Below are 19,438 nucleotides of genomic sequence, written 5' to 3'. Positions count from 1 at the left end.
GTCCGAATTACACTCACAACACTAAAAAACACACGAAAAAAGAGCCCCCATAATGGGAGCTCCCTCCATCAAGATACACGACTAAAAACCAAAACCCCAAACACCCTCTTACAAGAATAAGGTCCTTCGTATTCCACAGAATCCATCGATTCAGCGCCTTGAATACCGATGCGGTTTATTAACATCTGGCTATTCAAGATACGTTGGCATGTATCCTCGGTCAAAGGTTTGAAAGGTTCAACAACAATCGTTCGATCAATTCGCACACTATATCGTCCGAGCAGAGAAAGCTCCTGTTGATCCAAAAACAATTTAGAGAGTTGTGCCAATATGGCTCCATCCTTTCAGCGGTCGGAAATATCTTTATTGTTCAAATTATAATTTTTTCTTTAACTAAGAACAACCCTTGAAATTCTAGATTTTGAAAATCATAGAGACTCTTTCACTTTTTGTAAAAGTGAATTTCTCCACTGTTTCTTCGTTTGCTCATAATCTTGTTGTAATTGGTCTGCTTCAGCTGATGCGTAGTCATGTGTTTCGAGTGACTGGTTCATATCCTTGTAAATTGTCTCAAAAGCCTGATCGGTTGTTTCTTCAAGCCGGTCGGCTGCAGAATTGTATTTATTATAGAAATAACTGTACGATACGTCCTCACCATTTTGCAGTTTGCTCATATATTCGTTCTGTGCCTGGGAGGCCAATTGATTCACTCGTTCCTCTGCGTTTGCCATTAAGGATTGGTAGCTTGACTGATAAGACTCAACAATTTGGTCTTGTGTCGGTGCTCCTTTTCCTTCCTCCGGTCCACTACTTTCAGGAAGGCTGATTTCATATTGCTCATCTGCTAACTGATCGACCTCTTGATCGGCCGTATCGTAGGATTTGAAGAAAAACAAGTATCCTACATAACCAGCGGCTATGAATAGAACGACGACAAGAAAGAGTGCCAATTTTTTCATAATCTCTCACTCACCTTTTTTTCAACATTGCGAGAATTATACCACTCTTACGTAGAAAATGTGAGGGAGATATTGCCTATTCAGTGAAACCAGTATAAGAATCGAACATGACTTGGTCTGTCGCACCATTGTCACCCGTGAACTTGAAGATATGGAAAGGACGTTGCTTAAATCCGTCTTCATTATTCATTTCTTTCGTCTCTGTTCTCAGAAACTCATACTCTCCTTGTCGGTCTGTAGTTTCTAAGTAGGCTTGTGCTTCTTTTGCTGTAACATTCAAATGCTCCTCAGAAGTGAAATCGCGTTGCTCTATTCCGTTCAGCAACCACGAACCACCCTCTAATACCAAGTCGTATACCTCGAATCCACCTTCGTCGAATACATTTCTAGGACTAGCCGATTCTAGACGAATGTGCTGCCCATCATTAACTAGCACATTGTACTTCAAATTCCAACTAGGTTCTTGGAAATATCTGTAGTCACAAGCGCCGCAAGCATTTTCGTAATATTCCTTTAACGTTCCAACAACCATATCACCTGTAGCTACGTTCAATAGGTCAGGGCGGACACGGTCATAATCTTTCGGAACATCTGTCCCCAGATTTTGATTGATGTCTCCGTTAATGATGTTGTGAACCTCATCAACCGTTTCTTCTACTACCGTCTTCAACTCCATATCAGATAGTGGATCTTTACTTAGTAAATCACCACGTTCTGAAAATCCTGTGTACGTATCTAGGTAAATATCAGCTTCGCCTACAACTTCATAGACGTGATAAGGACGATCTTCTGTTCCTGTATCAAAAGGAGGCTGGCTGACTGTCCGAACGTAAGTCACTTGCTTGTTATAAGCGTTTTCTATATACAGCTCCCCTTGTTCAGGAGTAAGGTTCAAGTAATTGTCTTCCGAATATTCAGTATTAGAATAATCATTAAGTAACCATTTACCGTCAGATTTAGTGAACTCATAAATTGCATATCCACTATTCGTGATATATCCGGATGCGCCAGCTGTTTTTACTGTTACTGTGTTCTCATTGTTTTCAAGAACCTCGAAGTACAGTACACGACTAGAATTATTGATGAAAATAGAGTAGTCACAGCCTCCGCATGCTTTGTTCAAATATTGGTCTTTAAGAAAGCCATTGACGAATGAATTAGTTGCCTCTTGTTGCAAGTCCGCTTCCACTCGGCTAAAATCTCTTTCTCCACCTAAGTTATCATTTAAGTCTGTTCCAATAATGGACTGGATTTCATTTGTTCGGTCATTGATCAATGCTAAAATGTCTTGATTTGTCAGCCCACTAGCCCCGGCTTTCGTCTCAAAAGTAAAATTCACTTCTTCCTGAATGGCAATACCTTCAGAGGAAGTCAATTTGTTATTCACCTCAAGGTGATATGTACTTCCAGCATCATACGGATCTTCTGCTCGAACCATGATTTTCTTTTTTGATTTCCCGTAACTCAAACTCACATTTACAGGTTGCGATTGCGCATCATAAACTTGTATCCCATCGTCATTCAAATCCATTTCCGTATTAAACGTAATCGTCCACACTTTATCCAGGTCTACATTTGTGCGGTCAGCAGCTGAAACCGACGTCGTCAACCCTAATAGGACAAAGCCTATGAGTATTCCTACTATCCAATTCTTCATACGTAAACGTCCTCCTTATACTTGTTACATGGTGTATTCCCGCCTTCAATTTAATGAAACCATATTTTAACAACGGGGCTAGCGTCTTCTAACCTACGAAAAATTGTTCAACACCCTCACAAAAATACGGAGGCACCCGAAACCTATATTGTTTCTCCCTATTCTAAATAAACATATATAAAAAAGGCGTACCCTCTGTCATAGGTACGCCTCTTTTTATGGCTTTATCGCGGCAATCAGGAAATCATAAGTTGAATTTCATGACGACAGGTGAACCAAGACCACGGCCATTGGAACCTTTCACTCCCGAATCGATATATAATGCACAATCCCCTGATGGATAACCACCTGAAGGTGCTGAGATGGTTAAAGCTTTTCCGTCTTCAGACAGTTGAACATCAATGCCGTTTACAAATTCTCCTTTATGACGGACAAACACTTGTCGGTTTTCGAAAGACTCCTCATCCATTGCCGTGTTAAATCGAACGGTCAAATCTTTCGATGGTGTCATAGCCACTGAATCGAATGCCTTGAGTCCAATTGATTGTTTATAGGCTTCCAAGTCCGCTGCCAAACGTTCCATGGCTGGATCATCCAATTGTTCAATGGCCAACTCAGCTGAATCGATATCCCACAAGTTCATCTGTTCAGGAGCATTTGTCAGTTTATCTTGAATGACCGCGGCCTGTTCTGCAAGTTGTTTGGTATACAAATCGACTTGAGTCGCTACATTTAATTGAATGCCTTCAGATTCGTTTCCACTGTCATCGACCGTTCGAATTTCAACGGTATAATCACTTGAGGATTCCAGCCCGTCAAACGTATAGAATTCACCACTCGTCTTGCCTTCATACTCCCCATTCAAGTAAACTCGGACACTTTGAAAATCCGAATTGGCAGGATTCGACCAAGCGATCGTGAAGGAATCTTGTTGTTGTTCAGTCAACTGAACTCCTCTAACCTCGCCCGGAGGCATGTCGTCATAAACCGCATAATCGATGAATCCATAACCAAATTTCTCATCACGCCCAACAGGACCAAGGTCCGTCGTGTACTTTTTCAGTTCTTGTCTCAATTCCATAGCCGTCATCGCCGGGTTTTTCTGCATGAGTAAAGCGAGAAAACCACTCACATGAGGTGCTGCTTGAGACGTCCCCCCCATAATCGCGTATGTATCTTCATAAGTACTCGTAATCGGCTCTCCCGGTGCAGTGAATTCTACTTCAGGACCAATAGATGCGAAGTCAGACAGACTCTTTTGCTGATTGACAGAAGAAACGGCTACGACACTATTATACTTGGCCGGATACCTGACCTCTGTGTCTTGCCCGTCATTTCCACTTGCACCTACAACTAGAATTCCGGCTTCATAGGCTTGATCCACAGCTTCTTGGAAAAGCTCGGAGTGGGTTCCGCTTCCCAAAGATAGATTGATAATGTCCATATCGTTCGCAATCGCCCAATCGATCGCTTCAATGATATCGAGTGTGTTCCCCTCTTTGGTCGCAATCGCCTTTAAAGAGTACAATTCCACGTCAGGAGCAACACCGGCTACATCGCTACCTTGAACGATATCGCCACCAAAGTTTGCACTAATCACTCCAGCTACGTGTGTACCATGTCCATCTTGATCGACAACGGATGACTCATCAATCGTCGTTGTCGCTGGATCATCTTCCACAAAAGAAACACTCTTCACGACGTCTAAATCATTGTGACTAGCGTTCACTCCCGAATCAATCACGGCAACTTTGACCCCTTTACCGGTATAGCCTTCCTTCCATGCTTGTGGGGCGTTTACGGACTCTACATTCCACTGGGCTGTTTCCCCTAATAAGCCTGCCGCAGACGAGCGTTCCACATAGCCGATATCCGGATTGGATTCTAATTGTTCAATTCCGGCTGCGTTCATTTTTACAGACAAGGCGTCAATAGAATCAAGCTCACGCTCAATTTGTGAACTCAACGTCTTTACAGCTTGTTTTCCTTCTTCGTTATTGTAGACGACGATCACTTGCTGGTCGTCCCTTTCAGCCGCTTTACTATGTATATCAGACGTGCCAAGTAGAAGTGCGGATGCAATCAATACAGGGGTGATTCCTCTGCGTAGTCTCTGGTTCATATTCTGACTTCTCCCTTTCCTTTATAGGAATTTTCCTAAAGCTTCCGAACATTCATGCAAAAACCCTCCCGAGTATCGCAACTCAAAGAGGGCCCCATCGTTATTCTTCTATAATACGATAGTTGGTATGAGCAACAACCGTTCTTTCATATTCGAAATCAATTTCAGCTAAGTTATCCATAATGGTTAAATCAACAATCACTGAACGTTGGCATTGACTCGGGATGACTTTCCCTTTGAAAGTAATGTCGTTTCTCTCAAAACTTACCACTTGTCCAGGTGTAGCAATTCGATCATCTGGTTGTATCATAACTTCCTACCCTTTCCCTATCAAGTATTGTAAACGAATATTCAATGTTTTTACAAAAAATTAACTGACAATTCAAATAAAACCGTTTACAGATTATGTTACTGCATCCGACATAAAATTACAAGTATATTCTATATTCCCCTACTAAAGTTTTGATTCTCACGAACTGGTTTTGTGGGATGATTACTTATACCCCATATATTAGGTGGACAAGCCTGAATTTTTATATTATTATGAAAGCGATTCCAAATACAATTGAAAGAGGGATGTCCTTGAAGAAATGGTTTCTAGCAATAGTAATGGTCGTTTTATTTTTGCCTTTTGTGCAACCGATTGCATTGAACGCAGAACAAACATTTGATTCGGTTGTCCTACGTGGCAGCGCCGAGGCGTTAGACTGGAGCTCGAATGATCATCCTCTTACCTACGATGAGGAAGAAAACGTTTGGGTCAGTGAACCGATCGAATTGACGGGCGGCGAAGATGTCGAGTATAAATTCGTTTATGACAGCAACTGGATGCCAGGAGAAAACCTTGTTTTCACACCTTCACAAGATGGGGAGTATCAGTTTATTTTTCACCCAGATAATGAACGCACAGTGGATGTTGTACTCGCAAACCAAGCATCAGGCAGCTTGATTCTTTCGTTACAAGTTCCTGCAAGCACCCCTGACTGGCTGACACCGACCGTCGCACATAGTAAAAATGGGTTCAATTACTCGATCAGTCCGATGAAACAGACGGGAGAAAACAGCTTCCAACTGACTGTTGGTGGTGAGCCTGGGGAAGAACTTTCATACTTATACAGTTTAGGTGGAGAAGCCTATAAAGAAAAACGCGAAAACCCTCGCTCGGCTACGTTTTCATTGGAACCTGAGATGTTCGAAGATACCGTGAACACCTGGGAAGCGATTCCTGTAGCAGAGAGCGTGACGCATGACTTCAACCACACTCCTTATACTCCTACTAAAAAAGACGAAGTAACGCTTACTGTAACCGTAAAACACTTTGGTCCTGTCGACAATGGTGCCGTTTACTACACAACGGACGGCTCCTCCCCAGAAGGAAATAGAGGCGAAGTGGTAACGGGAGAAACCATCGAGTTACAAAGAGAAAGCCTCAAGATTGAATCAAATGAATTAAAGACGTCTGTCTTTACCGCAACCATACCGAAACAAAAAAATGATACACGCGTCAAATACAAAATCGATGTGTGGAATCGGTATAACCAAGGGTCACAGTATGCAGATAATGGTGCATTAACATCAGATTACGCAACAGAATTCGCATACTACGTAGAGGATCACACATCACCAGCCTGGGCTAAAGAAGCGGTGATCTATCAAGTATTTGTAGACCGTTTCCGTGATGGAAATATAGAAAACAATACATCGGTAAATGAAGAGGTTCCTTACGACGAGCAGTTGAAGGGATGGATGGGTGGAGATCTTCAAGGAGTCATCGAGAAGCTCGACTACATTGATGACCTGGGTGTGAACACGATTTGGGTGTCGCCGATATATGAAGGGCCGTATTCCCATGGGTATCACCCGACCGACTTCATGAATATCGACCCTCGTTTTGGCAGCAACCAATTGATGAAACAACTAGTAGAAGAAGCTCATAATAAGGATATTAGGATTGTATATGACCTTGTTCCGAACCACACATCAGACCAGCATGAATTTTTCCAAGATGCTGTGGAAAATGGAACGGAAAGTCCCTATTTTGACTGGTACACCTTCTTAAATTGGCCAGAAGAATACGAGACGTTCTATGGCATCAACGAACTCCCAGAACTCAATAATGACCATCCTGAAACGAGAGACTACATGCTGAATGAAGTGGTGCCATTCTGGATGGAAGAAATCGGCGTGGACGGCTTCCGTTTAGATTACGCCAAGGGACCTAGTCAGAGCTTTTGGGTTGATTTCAGAGATAAAGTGAAAGAACTGGATTCTGATGCTTTCATTTTCGGAGAGGTTTGGGACAACCTTGATACCATTACTTCTTATAAAGGTAAATTAGATGGCGCAATCGATTTTGAGACACAAGGGGCGATTGCCAATACGTTTCTTAATCAAACGAGCCTTAATGAAGTAACGGATCATTTAGAAACCATCAACAATGAATATGGTAAAGAATTTATCGGTACGACCTTCCTAGACAGTCATGACATGCCTCGCTTCCTATTTGAAGCAGACGGTAATACCGAGACATTAAAGCAAGCGGCTTCCCTTCAATTCGCTCTACCTGGTGCGCCGATTATTTATTACGGAGACGAAATCGGTCTTTCTCAAAGCGGTGACCATAATGAAGTGAGCGAATGGAAAGATCGCTATTACCGCGAAATGATGAAGTGGGACAAAGAAGAACAGAACTTAGATGTCAAAGCTCATTATCAACAGTTAATCCAATTGAGAAACGACCATCCTGCACTTACAAACGGAGACTTCAATACGATTTATTCAGAGGACGACCTTATGATCTTTGAGCGTTCTGTAAACCAAGAAAAAATCGTTATCGTTGTGAACCGAGACGGTAGCGAACGTCAACTGGATTTGAAAAAACTCTATCACCATGACACACCGAACCGCGTTCAACTTCAATCTTTACTCGGAGATGAAACGTTCAAGAGCAACAAACGTACCTTACCTGTAACAGTGGACGGCGCATCTGTGTCCATGTATAAAGTGAAAGGGAACTTACAAGAACAAGAGCCGAGCGAAGACCAAAAGTATTCTAAAGTGGTCGTGCGAGGATCTGCTCCCCTCGATTGGGAAACGGACCATCACTTGCTGACGTTTGATGATCAGGAGAGCCTTTGGAAGAGTGCTCCGATTGAACTTACAGCAGGTGAAACACTCGAATATAAATTCGTTCGTGACGGAGAATGGCTGGAAGGTGATAATTTGACGTTCACCCCTGAAACAGATGGCAGCTACATCCTCTACTTTGATCCAACCAACGAGCGTAATGTAGATGTACAGAAACAAACGAAAGAAGAAGCAGCATAAGCATAATGAGAAACCCCGGTCAGATCTCCACTTTGACCGGGGTTTGCTTTTGCCCAATTTCATAAAAAATAGATGTCTTATACCACAAAAAGAACCCACCTTACAGCGGGTTCCCTCACATTCTTACTTAATATATGGCATGTCTCTTTCGATCGTCGACGAACGATATTGAATCGTATAAGGAACAATAACCCGTTTCGCCGGCTCCGATTTGTCTTTCACTTTTTCAATTAGACATTTCGCTGCCTGCTGACCAAGCTCGTAAATATGAATATCCACTGTCGTCAGCGGTGGACGTGTAATCTCGGATAAGTAGACATTATTGAAGCTTACGAGTGAAATGTCTTCCGGAACATACTTCCCGCATTTCTCGAGCATGCTGACTACACCAATGCTCATCAAATCATCGGTTACGACGAGTCCCGTCGGAGGATTCTCTAAAGCAAACAACTCGTTGACAGCCTGTTGTCCACCTGATTCGAGAAATTCGGTATGAATGCGATACTCCTCTAAGAATGGCAGTCCCGCTTCTTCTAACGCCAGCTGATAGCCCTTCATACGGTCGACCGTTACAACTAAGTCCGTAGACCCTCCTATAAAAGCAATCCGCTCATGACCTTGCTGGATTAAATGCTCCGTAATCTCTTTACCGCCTCGCACATTGTCATTGTCTACGTGTGTGATTTCATCGATTCGTTCCGACGGTTTCCCGACAATGACGAAAGGAAAGTTGTGTTCCAACAGGAAATTGACGACAGGGTCGTTAAGTTGTGAATATAGTAAAATAATTCCATCTGTACGATTGCTGTGAACCATCCGTTTTACACCTTCTAGTATTTCCTCATCCGTTTGCCCCGTATTCAGCAATAAGGAGTAATCCATACTGTGTGCGATATTACTGATTCCTCGTAATACCTCAGGGAAGAAAGGATTTTGCAAGGCATTATCTGCTCCTGCCGGCATCACAACACCAATTGATTGGCTCGACTTATTCGCCAAGCTACGCGCATTGGCATTGGGATGGTAACCCATTTCCTTCATCGCTTTCTTGACCCGCTTTTTCGTCGCTAAACTGATACGCGGATGGTCAGCGATCACACGGGACACGGTGGACGGAGCTACGCCGGCCGCTTTGGCTACATCTTTAATTGTCACTCCCATAATATCACCTTCTATGTTTGTAAGCGTTATCTCTATTGTACCTGATTCTGTCGTCCTATGCAGACGGGCCGGTATTCCTACCTCATACGAAACATTCTGATCACTTCATACCATAAGGAACGTGAGCAGCTCTTCTTTTGATTGAAAGAGGTCAGGAAAAGCAATACGCTCCACCTGACCTCTTCTCTTCTTCAAACGTTATCCTTTCGTTCCACCTGCAGTCAGGCCTGAAACGAAATATTTCTGTAAGGAAAGGAACATGATAGCGATCGGAATCGCAATCAAAACCGCTCCTGCTGCGAACTTTGTAAATTCATTACCGAACTGACCGGAAATCAATTCGAACAAACCGACAGCAAGCGTAAACTTCTCTTCTGTACGAAGTAGAATTCGAGCTAAGATGAAGTCCGTGAATGGTGTAATGAAAGTGAAGAGGGAGACAACCGCAATGATCGGCTTCGCAAGTGGCATAACAATCTGCCAGAAGATACGGAAGTTCCCCGCCCCATCCATACGGGCTGATTCATCTAATTCTTTTGGAATGGTATCCAAGTACCCTTTCATCAAGTACGTGTTCATCGGAATCGCTCCACCTGTGTACACAAGGATGAGCGCCAAATGCGTATCCAATAATCCGGTTAGATTGGCTAGCGCATAAATCGCGATCAGCGCAGCAAAGTTCGGAATCATTTGCAAGATCAAGAAGGTCATCAGACCATTTTTACGACCGACGAAACGGAATCTTGAGAATGAATAAGCCGTTAAACTAACCAAAATCACGGATAGAACCATCGTGATGAAACAGATTTTCAGTGTATTCCAATACCAAAGCAAATAATCACTCTTCTCTAAATCAAACAATTCCTTATAATGACTCAGAGTGGCATCCGATGGAATGATAGAGGAACCAGATAAACTGTTTCCTGGGTTGAACGATGCACCGACGATCCAAAGAATCGGGTACAAAATAATCGCAAACATAAACAAAATCACAAGATACGAGAGTGTCAGTTGTATCGTTTTAGCTCTACTATTTTTCATATTACATCATATCCTCTTCTTGGAATGATTTCGTTCTTCTGAATTGCCACAGTGCGACTGCAATAACGATCAACGATAGAATCATAGTGATGGCTGCTGCTTTCCCGTACTGTGCCGAGCTTACCGTCAAGGAATAAATCCAGGAGATCAGAATATCTGTGCCGCCTGCGTTTTGACCAGGGACGGCTGGACCTCCTCCATTGAACAGGAAGATCACGTTAAAGTTGTTGAAGTTAAATGTATATTGCGTGATCAAGATCGGTGCGATCGCATACAGGACCAGTGGCAGCGTAATCTGACGGAACTTCTGCATAATCGTCGCCCCATCTACGTCGGCTGCTTCATACAATTCACTAGGAATCGACTGCAGGACACCTGTAACCATTGCAAAGATGAACGGGAATCCGAGCCATGTTTGGATCATGATCAAAGCGATTTTCGTATAAGTCGGGTTCGTCAACCATGGGATATCTCCCAGTCCAAAGAGAGCCAGGATATCGTTGTTGATCGTACCGAATGTTTCGTTGAACATCCCCGCGAAAACAAGGATCGATACGAAAGCTGGTACCGCCCAAGGCAAGATGAAGACCGTACGAATCACTTTCTGGAACTTGATTCCTTTCTGGTTCATCATGACCGCAAGAAAGATACCCAAAGCAATTTGCAGTGTTGTAGCTCCGAACGTCCAAATAACGGTCCAAGCGAGAACGCTGAAGAACGTTTCACGCCAAATCTTAATACGGAAGATATCGATGAAGTTCTGGAATCCGATCCAATCCACTAGGTTCGCTGGTGGAGAATGATACAAATCATAGTTTGTGAACGAGAGTAACACAACGAATAGAATCGGGAAAATGACAACAAAGATGAGTAGCATGAATCCTGGTGTCATCATTAAGTAAGGGAACCCGCCGCCAATCAAGTTCTGATACTGCTGGCGTACAGAGTTAGGCTCTTGATTCTGATCCCTTTGCTTTCCCACTTTGAAAGCATCTCTTAAATTTAACGCATAGATTGATAATCCGAGTAACGTGACAATGACCGCGAGTATTCCTTCTACTAAAAGAGTGATGGAATGGTCATACGTGGGATCGATTCCAAGAGTGAATAGTCCCCAAAATCCGTACTGAATCAAATCTGTGAAAGCAATGAAAAAAGATGCTGTCAAAATGAGAAAGACGATCCCTTTGATCCACTGCTTGTTATAGAACTGCCCGAGTCCAGGAATGATAGATAAGGCAAGAGCGGTTTTCCGATGATTCGTTGAATAGTTTTTTTCCTGATCCCCCATGTTCATTCTCCTTTCTCTTTCCCTTGAACGTCTTCTCTATATCGGTTAAAAAGTGAAGCAGTACCCGGTAAGCCGGGTACTGCTCCGCCTAATTAGTTACCAGAGTGGTTCAATTCAATGTTTGTTTTAATCGTGTCTTGTGCTTCATCTAAAGCAGATTGTGGATCGTTCTTACCTGTTGCGATAACTTGCAAGGCTTGTGCCATTGGCTCCCAAACTTCTCCCATTTCAGGAATGTTCGGCATTGGCGTACCACGCTGAGACTGGATAGCTACTGCACTTGCATTTTCGTTGTCCGCAATAATTGGATCTTCAATCAGAGACTTGATTGGTGGAATCTCATTTGTTTCTTCAAAACGGATCTTACCATTTTCTTCATTCGCAATGTGTTCTACTAGCTTCGTCGCCCATTCTTGGTTCTCAGATTGAGCAGATACGTGCCAACCTTTCACTCCGATGAATGTTTCAGGATATTCACCATTCGGAAGCTTCGGTAGTGGTGCAGCACCATAATCGATTCCAGCTTCGTTCAATGCTTGGAATGCCCATGGGCCGTCCATTTGAGAAGCGACATTACCATCTTGGAAAAGACCATCTTTCGCAGATCCACCACTTTCCCCTACGATACCTGCAGGGAATACGTTGTCATACCATTTCTGAATGTACTGTGCACCTTCAACAGCACCTTCGTTGTTCACACCAAGATCTTGTGGGTTCAACGTTCCATCCGCACGGTCGAAGACATATCCACCGTAACCAGCCATGATGGCGTTACCGAAGTAGAAGTTGTCCCAAAGTGCTAGGAAACCATACTCTTCTTCTCCACCGAAGTCTTGGGAGAACTCATAAAGATCTTCAAAGTTTTCCGGTACTTCTTGCATGTGTTCTTTGTTGTAGATGAATACTGGTGTTTCTGTTGCTTTCGGAAGGCCATAAAGCTCTCCATCATATGTTTGTGCTTGAATAGCAGATTCTGTGTAAATATCTGTTACGGAACTATCAACTTGTAACGGTGCAATCAATCCTTCGATTGCCATTTGACCGATTTGGTCATGTGGTAGTGTCAATACGTCCGGGCCAGTACCAGCTGGACCATCTAGACGAAGTTGCTCACCCATTTTCGTTGCCATATCGAGTTCTTTGAATTCAACTTCAATACCATGTTCTTCTTCGAAACTAGCAATCGCAGGTTCTAGTGCGATCCCTTTATCTTTATCTTCCCAAACAACTAGTTTCTCAGGTTTTTCAGATGTGCCTTCTGAGTCTTCAGAAGTTTCTCCATCAGAGCCTCCTGCATCTGCTTCTTCGTCACGCTCTGGTGCACAAGCAGCAAGTAAACCTACAGCGAGAAAAGCAATAAGTAACGCGCTTAACCATTTCTTCATGAAATTTTCCCCCTTAGAATAGTAGATCACGTTGTGACGTGATTTTTGCAAAAGTTAGTGAAAACGATTGCACAACTCTTGATTCCTATTATACAAACACCATATATTTTTGCAAGCGTTTTCGTGAAATTTGTTAAAAATTATTATTAGCTAGGATAATGTTTTAATATAAGGTTTTAACCGCTTTCACATTTGAGATTGACTTCATTTATCATTTTCTATAGCTTTAAATATAGAAAGTAAATATGTGTGCAATCGATTGTTCAGAAAGGATGAGATCTACATGTTGAAAGAAGCGGTCTACCATAGAGCGAAAAACAATTTCGCGTATGCCTATGATAAAGAAACCATCCACCTTCGTCTTCGTACGAAGAAAGAGGACATACAGAAGGTCACCCTCATTCACGGAGACCCTTATGTATGGGAAGACGGAAAGTGGATATACGAGGAAAAAGAAATGGAAAAGAGCGGCAGTGATGACTTGTTCGACTACTGGTTCGCTTCTCTGAAGCCACCGTATCGTCGCCTCCGATACTCCTTTCTGCTAGAAGATGGAGAGGAAATGACCAACTATACAGAGAAAGGCTTCTTCGATCATGTGCCGGTCGATGATATCGCGTACCACTTTTGTTTCCCATTCTTAAATGAAGCGGACGTATTCACTGCTCCGGAATGGGCAAAAGAAACGATTTGGTATCAAATCTTCCCTGAACGATTCGGAAATGGTGATCCTTCGCTCGATCCAGAAGGTACCATAGCATGGGAAAGTGAAGACCCGAAACCAGACAGCTTCTTTGGAGGAGACTTCCAAGGCGTCATCGACCACTTGGATCATATAGAATCGCTCGGGGTAAACGGTCTTTACTTCACGCCGATTTTCAAAGCTTATTCGAACCACAAATACGATACGATTGATTATATGGAAATCGATCCACAATTCGGAGACAAAGAAACGTTCCGAATATTAGTAAAAGAGTGCCACAAGCGGGGTATTCGCGTAATGCTTGATGCTGTATTCAACCATAGTGGCTATTACTTCGCTCCCTTCCAAGACGTGCTGGAGAATGGTGTCCAGTCGAAGTACTACCAATGGTTCCATATGTGGGAACAAGAGGTGAAAACAAAGCCACAACCGAATTATGATACTTTTGCTTTTGTCCCAGAAATGCCGAAGCTGAATACCGAACACCCCGAAGTGAAGCAGCACTTACTTGATGTGGCGAAATATTGGGTCGAAGAGTTTGATATTGATGGGTGGCGTCTTGATGTAGCCAACGAAGTCGATCACGCTTTCTGGCGTGACTTCCGTCGTACCGTTAAATCGGTGAAGCCGGAAACCTATATTTTGGGAGAGATTTGGCATGACTCGATGCCATGGCTGCAAGGGGATCAGTTCGACGCGGTAATGAACTATCCATTCACCAATGCCGTGTTGAAATACTTCAATGATGAAATGTCCCTGAGTCAGTTCAAAAACCAAATCACTCACGTGCAACATATGTATCCGGAAAATGTGAACGAGGTTTCCTTCAATTTACTGGATAGCCATGATACAAAACGGATTTTGACGTATGCGGATGGAAATAAAGATGCAGTCAAGATGATGTATTTGTTCCAACTTTCCTATGAAGGAGCTCCGTGCATCTATTATGGAGACGAGATTGGAATGACCGGTGGTGACGATCCTGGCTGTCGTAAATGCATGGAATGGAATGAAGAGAATCAGGACCTTGAACTGTTCCAATATGTGAAAAAGCTGATTCACTACCGTAAAACAGAACCAGCCTTCGGTAACAGAGGAAAACTCTCGTTCAGGGATACGAATGATATCCTTGTCTATGAGAAGAAGGCAGATGACCAAACTCTTCTGTTTGCGGTCAATACGCTTTCTGAAGAAAAAACACTCACCATTGACGACAACGTAGATCGTGTTCTTGATCAGGATGAGAGTTCAAACGTTAGTGGCCATAACCTGACGCTAGCACCCAACGGTTACGTAATTCTAGAGATAAACTAATAGGTGGATTGAGCAAGATTCACATTCGTAAACATACGGGGTTCATCACAGAAAAAAGTTGGAGGGGTGGTTTTGAAACAACTCGCTTTCCTGCGGGGGAACCGGCAAGCCTCCTCGTTCGTTATCACTCTCTGTGGGGTCTCGCCTGAGTCCTTCTCCCGCGGGAGTCTCGCTGTTTCAAAACCACCCCTATCGACATTAGAGAGAACCGAACCCTCAGCGTAATGGAGGACACTAGCTATAGAACAGTGAGCTAGTTGGCAAAATACCCACACGTCCGATGTTTCCTTTCTACATTTAAAAGTAAGAAGGGCCGGGAAATTGAGAGACTCCTGTGGGATGTACATGATCGCTGAGATCCCGCAAGGCGAAGCCTGAGGAAGCTCAGCGAAATAGGATGTTCGAACTAAAACCGCCACATCGTGTGGCAACGTCGAACGACCCAACGTCCTGTTGGGCCACTGCAAGCGAGTGATTTCCCGGCCCTTCTAACGCTAAACAGTGCAACGGAAACCGTCAGTAGTGAATAACTAACCCCCCTGCGCCAATCAATCTGGCACAGGGGGGATTTTGATTTATACACTATAACCTTTTAATACTTAAACTGACCAACCTTCTCATTCAATTGATCCGCGAGCTCCGCCAACTGACGGGCGCTATGTGATACTTCATCCATTGAAGTGCTCGTCTGCTCTGAAGAAGCGGCGACTTGCTGCACGCCTGCTGCTGATTCCTCAGAAACGGAAGCGATGTCTTCAATCGATGTGTTCATATACTTGCTGTCTTTTGCAATATCCGTCAAGTTACTAGAAATCGTTTGGATTTTTTGAACCATATCACTGACAGAATCGTTGATATCATCAAAGGTATGGCCGGTCACCTCGATTTGCTTAGACCCTTGATCGACCTCTTTATACCCATTCTCCAACGATTCCACAACCGCACTGGATTCAGACTGGATGTTGTTCACAATGCCTGTTATATCTACAATCGATGTGGACACTTGTTCCGCAAGTTTTCTCACTTCGTCCGCAACGACAGCGAACCCTTTGCCATGTTCCCCTGCTCTTGCTGCTTCAATCGCCGCATTCAGAGATAAAAGATTGGTCTGCTCAGCAATATCCTGAATCACCTTCACAAGCTTAGATATCTCTTTCGATTGCTTATCGAGTCCTTGTACTTTTTCAACCGAATCTTTCACAATATCATTGATGGCGTTCATTTGTTGCACAGACTCTTTCATCAAATGACTACCGTTCCCTGTCATTTTCAATACATCTTGAGAGGTTTTAGAGATGGTCTGACCTTCCGCATTCGCCTGATCGATTTTACGTACGAAACCATCCATCATTCCGGACAACTCAGAAGAACTATTCGCCTGTGATTCAGAACCAGAAGAAAGTTCCTGCATGGTAGAGGCAACTTGCATACTACCTTCGCGCACTTCAATAGAGGACTGAGTCAACTCTTCACTCTGTGCGGTTACATCATTCGATGAAACACGTACACTTTGAACAAGGTCACGAAGGCTATCCGCCATTTCGTTTGTTGCTGAAGCTAATTGACCAAGCTCATCTTTTCGCTTCGACTCAATACGCTCCGTCAAATCCCCTTGGCTTACTTTTTTCACAGACGCTAAGATCGATTGAATCGATTTGTTCAAGCGCGTACCATACGTATAAGCTAAAATCCCGCCAATCAAGAGCGCCACGACAATAAACCCTACTAAGAATAGATCGATTTCTTGTTGTAAATCGTTAATGAACTGTGCACTCATATCGACTCCAATGATTGCATCCGTCCCATTAACAGGGATGAAGTATGACTTATGGGTTCCCCACTCATCAGTGTAAATATCGGTAACGACGACTTCTTGATTAGAAAACGAAGACGCCTGTTCTTCCGTGAATGGAGACTCCATCATCACATCTTCACTACCGTTTAAACCGACAATGTAGTCCGTTCCCTCCTGTTGTGTCAATACGTAGGCATATTCCAAGCGTTTTTTTCCTTCCATGAAGGCATTCAGTGTATTCAGTAAACTCGAATTGTCACCTTCCGGGTTATTGATGGTTCCTTCTACCATCTCTGGTTCTATGGAATTGGCCAGACTCTCCCCATTGCTCTCCAAGATTTGGTCGAATTGAGGAAGAACATAATCATCGATGATTTGGAATGAAATATACTTCACAAATCCGAACATCATCACTCCTACAATCAAAAACGGGATAATAAAAGTAAGAAACAGCTGGGCGAGCAACGATTTCTTCGGGTTTACATTTAATTTCTTTTTCATTTAACTTCCTCCTTCATCTGTTTCTGCTTAATAAATGGTTCCAGATCGATATTCAGCAAATACTCCATCTCCTCCATACTCTCTGTTTTGAAAAAGATGACCGCAAATGTCCGATCGTTCGCCGTTTCTAAGTTGCGGTACTCTAAAATTTGACTGAATTCACTCATCAACTCATCGTGCTTGATTTCTTCAATCAGATTACGACTGATATGCAAGGGGACATCCGCACAGAAGAATCCATATATCGCGTCATCCGCGTGGTCTGTGACTGTTTGCCAATCAGGCTTTTGATCTGAAAAATAATAATCCGCAGCTTGGATTTGGAATGCATATTGACTCACATCCGTTGTACCGATTCCAGCAAACCGTAATGGATTCATCTCAATGGGAATGATGGCATCCGATGTTTTTCTTACTTCAATATGAAAAGGATAATTCCTTAACTCTAATCGCTGATTCAACACGTCGAGGTATTCGACCATCTCTGTCTGAATTTCGTTCACGACGGCTTTCGAAGTATAGTAAATGCGATCAGAGGTATCTTGGTCGTGGGAAAAAATCCGTTTAAGTACGCTTAGGATTACAGGTTGTCCTTGTTTATCGAAATAGCAATCGAACGCATACTCCTGCCCATTGATCCACTCTTCGATAATGATTTGCTCGCCATCGACAACGGATTCTGAATACATTTGCTTCGACAAAGTGAGATCCGAATATAACCCTCTCACCGCCTTCTCCCAATCCTGCTTCTCTTTCACTATGTAGACACCGACACTGGAATATCCCCGATTCGGTTTAATGACGACAGGATATGGAACCGCATCATGGTCCATGTGCAATAATTCTTCTAAACTAACTCTACGGAAAAAGTAATCCTCATTAATCGAAGATAATAATTCCCGGAATTCTGCTTTGTCCTTCACGAGCGCTGAGGAGCGTGTATGAGGATGATCAGGATGCTGTTCCTCAAGTAACGTCAGACAACTTTCTGAGTTTGTTAATACTTTCGACTCATCATCTAATTGAAAGGATCGCTCATCATTAGAGTAATAAATCGGTATACTTTGATGGAGTGCCGTTTGTACTAGATACGGCGAAACAATTTGATTTTCCAAAATTAGCATAGGACACCTCCGAATAAATTATATAGTGCTATATATACGTCTGACCTGTATAATATCGGCAGTATACATTTTATTTTCAGAGGATTTATGAAATCCTACAGAGGTATAACATTCGGAAAAATCAGCTAATTTAGGTTTTTATTCATAGTTCTTTATACTTTAATGCTTTTTCATTGAACATTTTAGTTCTTTCGAATTATACAGGATATCATTATCGATCAATAAAAAAAATCCCTCTTTTTCGAAAGGAGAGGGATTTTTTCATCTTACCTTAACACATACAAAACACAGAACCCTTGCAACGCGATATACTGCAACAAAAATGGGAGAGTCATGACGCATACAAAAAAGCCCCCCGCAATATACGAAGGACTTTCAGGCTTCTTTTAATTCTGTAAAGACCACTAATCGATCTTGGTGTCCGCCACTGTTGCGAATATACTCACCCGTACACGTAATCAGCTTCATACTTTTCCTTGCGGTGTACCCGAAAATATCTTCGACAGGAGCATTGTTTTGTGGGAATACTTCACGACCTGTAACGACAAAAGTCAGCGAATCGCCACTCTCTCCCGTTACGACTACCTCGTCTCCCTTTTTCAAATTCTGCAGGTGATAGAATACGGCTGCGCCTTCTGTTCGACCTACGTGACCTGCTAGAACTGAACTGCCTTTAGCACCAGGTTTCGCACCGGGTTCGAACCAGGCAACGTTCTGTTCATCTTGTGGTACACCCATTTGTCCGTTGGCTAGCGTACCGACATTCTCAATGGAAGCATCTACCCCGATCGCAGGAATTTGAATTCTCTTTGGTGTTAAGCTGACATCTTCTTCTTTGATGATTGGGTCATCATACATGCCTTGTTTCTTCTTTTGTAAGCCTTTCTTTTCTTCATCAGCTTCCTCTTGGTTGACCTCTTCGTTCTTTGATTGCCCTTCAGCTGAAGAGGACGTGTCAGAATTACCGTTACAAGCCACTAAGAATACAGACAACAATAAGAAAAATAAAATTCGTTTCATAGCTACGTTCTCCTCTATTTTGATAAAAAAAGAGAGGG

At 43.0% G+C, this 19,438-nt stretch carries 14 protein-coding genes; 2 read left to right on the top strand and 12 right to left on the bottom strand.

Annotated elements, in window-relative coordinates; genetic code table 11:
- Positions 1–68: 68 nt before the first annotated feature.
- The 5 genes from H0266_RS11405 to H0266_RS11385 form a co-directional block, all read right to left on the bottom strand.
- Positions 69–329 carry a hypothetical protein gene (locus tag H0266_RS11405; protein ID WP_181472504.1) on the bottom strand — a complete coding sequence of 87 codons (261 nt, stop codon included), beginning with the start codon at positions 327–329 and terminating at the stop codon, positions 69–71.
- Positions 330–428: 99 nt separating this feature from the next.
- Entirely contained in the window at positions 429–959 is a 531-nt protein-coding gene (locus tag H0266_RS11400; protein ID WP_181472503.1) for a hypothetical protein, read from the bottom strand.
- 76 nt (positions 960–1,035) lie between these two features.
- Positions 1,036–2,616 carry an Ig-like domain-containing domain gene (locus tag H0266_RS11395; protein ID WP_181472502.1) on the bottom strand — a complete coding sequence of 527 codons (1,581 nt, stop codon included), beginning with the start codon at positions 2,614–2,616 and terminating at the stop codon, positions 1,036–1,038.
- 244 nt (positions 2,617–2,860) lie between these two features.
- Positions 2,861–4,738 carry a S8 family serine peptidase gene (locus tag H0266_RS11390; RefSeq protein ID WP_181472501.1) on the bottom strand — a complete coding sequence of 626 codons (1,878 nt, stop codon included), beginning with the start codon at positions 4,736–4,738 and terminating at the stop codon, positions 2,861–2,863.
- Between the two features lie 100 nt (positions 4,739–4,838).
- Positions 4,839–5,048 carry a YkvS family protein gene (locus H0266_RS11385; protein WP_181472500.1) on the bottom strand — a complete coding sequence of 70 codons (210 nt, stop codon included), beginning with the start codon at positions 5,046–5,048 and terminating at the stop codon, positions 4,839–4,841.
- A 272-nt stretch (positions 5,049–5,320) separates the two neighbouring features.
- Here H0266_RS11385 and H0266_RS11380 point away from each other — a divergent pair, with 272 nt between their 5' ends.
- Complete coding sequence (locus tag H0266_RS11380; protein ID WP_181472499.1) at positions 5,321–8,065, top strand: alpha-amylase family glycosyl hydrolase; 2,745 nt, start codon at positions 5,321–5,323, stop codon at positions 8,063–8,065.
- A 123-nt stretch (positions 8,066–8,188) separates the two neighbouring features.
- Here H0266_RS11380 and H0266_RS11375 read toward each other — a convergent pair whose 3' ends face one another.
- The 4 genes from H0266_RS11375 to H0266_RS11360 all read right to left on the bottom strand — a co-directional run bounded on the left by H0266_RS11375 (position 8,189) and on the right by H0266_RS11360 (position 12,943).
- On the bottom strand, positions 8,189–9,226 hold the full coding sequence (locus H0266_RS11375) for a LacI family DNA-binding transcriptional regulator (RefSeq protein WP_181472498.1): 1,038 nt from the start codon (positions 9,224–9,226) through the stop codon (positions 8,189–8,191).
- A gap of 198 nt (positions 9,227–9,424) precedes the next feature.
- Positions 9,425–10,267: a sugar ABC transporter permease gene (locus tag H0266_RS11370; RefSeq protein WP_181472497.1), complete on the bottom strand. Its 843-nt coding sequence runs from the start codon at positions 10,265–10,267 to the stop codon at positions 9,425–9,427.
- A 1-nt stretch (position 10,268) separates the two neighbouring features.
- Positions 10,269–11,558 (bottom strand): carbohydrate ABC transporter permease, encoded by a 1,290-nt coding sequence (locus H0266_RS11365; RefSeq protein ID WP_181472496.1) that lies wholly within the window; start codon positions 11,556–11,558, stop codon positions 10,269–10,271.
- Positions 11,559–11,650: 92 nt separating this feature from the next.
- Positions 11,651–12,943: an extracellular solute-binding protein gene (locus H0266_RS11360; RefSeq protein ID WP_181472495.1), complete on the bottom strand. Its 1,293-nt coding sequence runs from the start codon at positions 12,941–12,943 to the stop codon at positions 11,651–11,653.
- Between the two features lie 283 nt (positions 12,944–13,226).
- On the opposite strand from H0266_RS11360, the gene H0266_RS11355 reads away from it, so the two are divergent.
- Positions 13,227–14,960 (top strand): glycoside hydrolase family 13 protein, encoded by a 1,734-nt coding sequence (locus H0266_RS11355; protein ID WP_181472494.1) that lies wholly within the window; start codon positions 13,227–13,229, stop codon positions 14,958–14,960.
- Between the two features lie 592 nt (positions 14,961–15,552).
- On the opposite strand, the gene H0266_RS11350 is transcribed toward H0266_RS11355, so the two are convergent.
- The 3 genes from H0266_RS11350 to H0266_RS11340 form a co-directional block, all read right to left on the bottom strand.
- A complete protein-coding gene (locus H0266_RS11350; RefSeq protein WP_181472493.1) occupies positions 15,553–17,256 on the bottom strand; it encodes a methyl-accepting chemotaxis protein in 1,704 nt (567 codons plus the stop codon).
- A complete protein-coding gene (locus H0266_RS11345) occupies positions 17,253–18,380 on the bottom strand; it encodes an ATP-grasp domain-containing protein (protein WP_181472492.1) in 1,128 nt (375 codons plus the stop codon). The genes H0266_RS11350 and H0266_RS11345 overlap by 4 nt, the downstream gene beginning before the upstream one ends.
- Positions 18,381–18,755: 375 nt before the next feature.
- Positions 18,756–19,400 (bottom strand): class F sortase, encoded by a 645-nt coding sequence (locus tag H0266_RS11340; protein ID WP_181472491.1) that lies wholly within the window; start codon positions 19,398–19,400, stop codon positions 18,756–18,758.
- Between the last annotated feature and the right edge of the window lie 38 nt (positions 19,401–19,438).

It is taken from the genome of Halobacillus locisalis (assembly GCF_013694105.1).
GTDB lineage: Bacteria > Bacillota > Bacilli > Bacillales > Halobacillaceae > Halobacillus > Halobacillus locisalis.
This window is presented reverse-complemented; position numbering and strand designations above follow the sequence as displayed.

Bases quoted from the DNA above. Each gene is read 5' to 3' on its own strand.
- H0266_RS11400 (WP_181472503.1), bottom strand. From the start codon at position 959: ATGAAAAAATTGGCACTCTTTCTTGTCGTCGTTCTATTCATAGCCGCT.
- H0266_RS11395 (WP_181472502.1), bottom strand. From the start codon at position 2,616: ATGAAGAATTGGATAGTAGGAATACTCATAGGCTTTGTCCTATTAGGG.
- H0266_RS11390 (WP_181472501.1), bottom strand. From the start codon at position 4,738: ATGAACCAGAGACTACGCAGAGGAATCACCCCTGTATTGATTGCATCC.
- H0266_RS11385 (WP_181472500.1), bottom strand. From the start codon at position 5,048: ATGATACAACCAGATGATCGAATTGCTACACCTGGACAAGTGGTAAGT.
- H0266_RS11375 (WP_181472498.1), bottom strand. From the start codon at position 9,226: ATGGGAGTGACAATTAAAGATGTAGCCAAAGCGGCCGGCGTAGCTCCG.
- H0266_RS11370 (WP_181472497.1), bottom strand. From the start codon at position 10,267: ATGAAAAATAGTAGAGCTAAAACGATACAACTGACACTCTCGTATCTT.
- H0266_RS11365 (WP_181472496.1), bottom strand. From the start codon at position 11,558: ATGGGGGATCAGGAAAAAAACTATTCAACGAATCATCGGAAAACCGCT.
- H0266_RS11360 (WP_181472495.1), bottom strand. From the start codon at position 12,943: ATGAAGAAATGGTTAAGCGCGTTACTTATTGCTTTTCTCGCTGTAGGT.
- H0266_RS11355 (WP_181472494.1), top strand. From the start codon at position 13,227: ATGTTGAAAGAAGCGGTCTACCATAGAGCGAAAAACAATTTCGCGTAT.
- H0266_RS11350 (WP_181472493.1), bottom strand. From the start codon at position 17,256: ATGAAAAAGAAATTAAATGTAAACCCGAAGAAATCGTTGCTCGCCCAG.
- H0266_RS11345 (WP_181472492.1), bottom strand. From the start codon at position 18,380: ATGCTAATTTTGGAAAATCAAATTGTTTCGCCGTATCTAGTACAAACG.
- H0266_RS11340 (WP_181472491.1), bottom strand. From the start codon at position 19,400: ATGAAACGAATTTTATTTTTCTTATTGTTGTCTGTATTCTTAGTGGCT.